This window comes from Corynebacterium sp. LK33 (assembly GCF_014334955.1).
Taxonomy (GTDB): domain Bacteria; phylum Actinomycetota; class Actinomycetes; order Mycobacteriales; family Mycobacteriaceae; genus Corynebacterium; species Corynebacterium jeikeium_D.
The window spans coordinates 1-2,698 of record NZ_PDGU01000030.1 but is presented as its reverse complement, the minus strand read 5'-3'; the positions used below and the strand labels follow the sequence as shown (position 1 = coordinate 2,698).

Here is a 2,698-nt window from a genome sequence, read left to right as displayed (position 1 = left end):
AATAACCGCCCGAAAAAAGAACATAAAAAAATCCCTCCAAATTTAAAAACAAATTCAGAGGGTAATTTAGGGTATAACAAAATAACCCACCCGAATATCGTTTTTTTTATTTGGTGAGTTTGTTCTTTCAAATACGAAACAAAAAGAGCCGATGATTCGTGAATTGTTCCACAATTTCATCGGCTCTGCGTCTTAAGCGTCTGGCTCTTTGATGACAGTTATCTTCAAGTTGTCAACTTTAATCAAGCTTTCTTGTCTGCATTTTGGACAATAAAGGGGATAATTCTCCAAAACAGTGTCCTTCCTAATTTTATTACGGGTTTTGCTCCCACAAACAGGACACAATATCCATTCGCATTTCATCATAATTAGTCTCTAATCCTTTCAAATCTCATTTTATATGACTTTTGCAAGCTGTTAAGCTAACTTGTGGAACATATGCCGAACCTTATCTATACGGCTATTCGGGCGGCGGGGTTGGCAAATAAATTTACCAATAGCTGGCTGGTATCCTTTTAACTCTGTCAAGCAGACTCCCTGCCCATTTGTGAAATAAGTTAAATCGTTCCTGTATTCTTGAATACATCTGGCAGGGATTTCTCCTTTCAGAATGACCTCGTCATTCTTTACCTGAGTACTTACAATATCTGCACAATACCTTGGGGCATCATGATACGCCCGTGAGAGATATTCCTGCGGTGCATAAATTTCAAAGTGGAGATATGGCTCTAATAGTTCTGTCCCTGCTTTTTTTAAAGCCTGCTCCAATACGATAGGGGAAAGCAGCCGAAAGTCTGCGGGGGTACTTACAGGACTATAATACAATCCATATTCAAAACAGATTTTACAGTCTGTCACTTTCCATCCATACAGCCCCTGCTCGCAGCCATAAAGAACCCCCTCCATAACCGCATTTTGGAACGATTGGTTTAAATATCCAAGTGAAACTCTGCTTTCATACTGCACTCCGCTTCCAATAGGGAGCGGCTCTATGGACAACCCGACAGAAGCCCAGAAAGGATTTGGCGGGACTTCTATGTGGATGGTATATTCTGCTTTTCTAAGCGGTCTTTCCATATATATAACAGTAGGCTCTTTTATTTCTGCCTCCACATGGTATTTTTCCTCAAGGATGGCACAAATGACTTCCATCTGCACATTCCCCAAAAAAGAAAGTATAATCTCATGCGTTGTAGTATCCACATAATATTTTAAAAGAGGGTCGCCATCTGAAATTTCTGTAAGTGCCCCAAGCAATATTTCCCGCTGTTCAGATTTCTTTACTGCAATCGTTGTTTGGAGCATAGGGAGAGGATTTTCAATAAATTTTCTCTGCGGCAACAGCATTTCGTTCCCCAAAATACTGTTTAGCTGCAAAACATCATTTGGTAAAATTACAATATCACCAGAGCAGGCTGTATCGGATGAATATAATTCACCGTTTGTCGGAACACACATCTCTGTGATTTTTATTTTCTCTTTTTCAGATATTTTAATAACATCCCTCAAATGCAATGTTCCGCTATATATACGCACATAAACAAAACGCCGCCTTTTCTCTGAATATTCAATCTTAAAAACCTGCCCGCATAGTTCAGATTGACCTTCAGGCGTTGATGAATAAAACTTACTGGCAATCACTTCTATAAGCTGCCGAATCCCCAGATTGTTTTTAGCACTTCCGTGATAAACGGGAAATAACGTTCCGTTTTGGAATCTCCTGTTTTCTTCCTGTTCCAGTTCTGACATTTTAAACGGTTTCCCTGACATATATTTCTCTAATAGTTCATCGTTTCCCATAATTACCGCATCCCACTGTTCCATATCGTCATTGTCCGTTACATTTATATGGGGATGCTGCCCAACCTTTTGCTTCACTATAATTTCCGAAGAAAGCTTTGCTTTCATTTCTTGATATACCATTGGCAAATCAATCCCCTCTTGGTCAATTTTATTGATGAAAAAAATTGTCGGAATCTTCATTGTCTGTAGTGCATGAAACAGTATACGGGTCTGTGCCTGTATGCCATCCTTTGCAGAAACTAATAATACTGCTCCGTCTAATACGGATAAAGAACGGTATACTTCCGCCAAAAAATCCATATGGCCTGGCGTATCTATAATGTTGACTTTTACATCCTCCCACTGAAAAGATGTCACTGCTGTCTGGATAGTGATTCCCCTTTGACGCTCCAAATTCATTGTATCTGTCCTTGTTGTGCCTTTATCTACGCTCCCTGGTTCTGCAATTGCACCACTGGTATACAATAAACTCTCCGTTAATGTTGTCTTTCCTGCGTCAACGTGAGCCAGAATGCCTAAGTTAATTATTTTCATGTGATTTTCCTCCTATCAACACCCAAAAAAGGGCATAAAAATACCCAGTGATAAATACTCCTATCACTGGGTAAATAACTCCAATAGCCCCAAAACACTTATATGTTTTCGGGCATATAAAATTACATGATAAAAGTATTCTTAAACTGGGTACAAAAAACTAAGCCCCATATTAAAAGTGAAACGGGACTGCTACTTTTTGTTCCCACTATCAAATTGACAGTTTATTTAAGAATACCTTGCCGCATATTTATTAACTCCTTGTATAATACTGAATCTAATTATATTCCTTAACCCTTTATTTGTCAAGCTGACAAACTAAAGCAGAAAAAGCGGCAGGATTTCCCCCTGCCACTAATCA

At 39.0% G+C, this 2,698-nt stretch carries 2 protein-coding genes; both read right to left on the bottom strand.

Annotated features, from left to right (window positions below):
• Nucleotides 1-192 precede the first annotated feature (192 nt).
• Nucleotides 193-366, bottom strand: coding sequence for a cysteine-rich KTR domain-containing protein (locus CRD20_RS10975; protein WP_011528024.1), 174 nt, complete (start codon nt 364-366; stop codon nt 193-195).
• A gap of 51 nt (nt 367-417) precedes the next feature.
• Entirely contained in the window at nt 418-2,337 is a 1,920-nt protein-coding gene (gene tet(O) / locus CRD20_RS10970; protein WP_000691759.1) for a tetracycline resistance ribosomal protection protein Tet(O), read from the bottom strand.
• Nucleotides 2,338-2,698 lie beyond the last annotated feature (361 nt).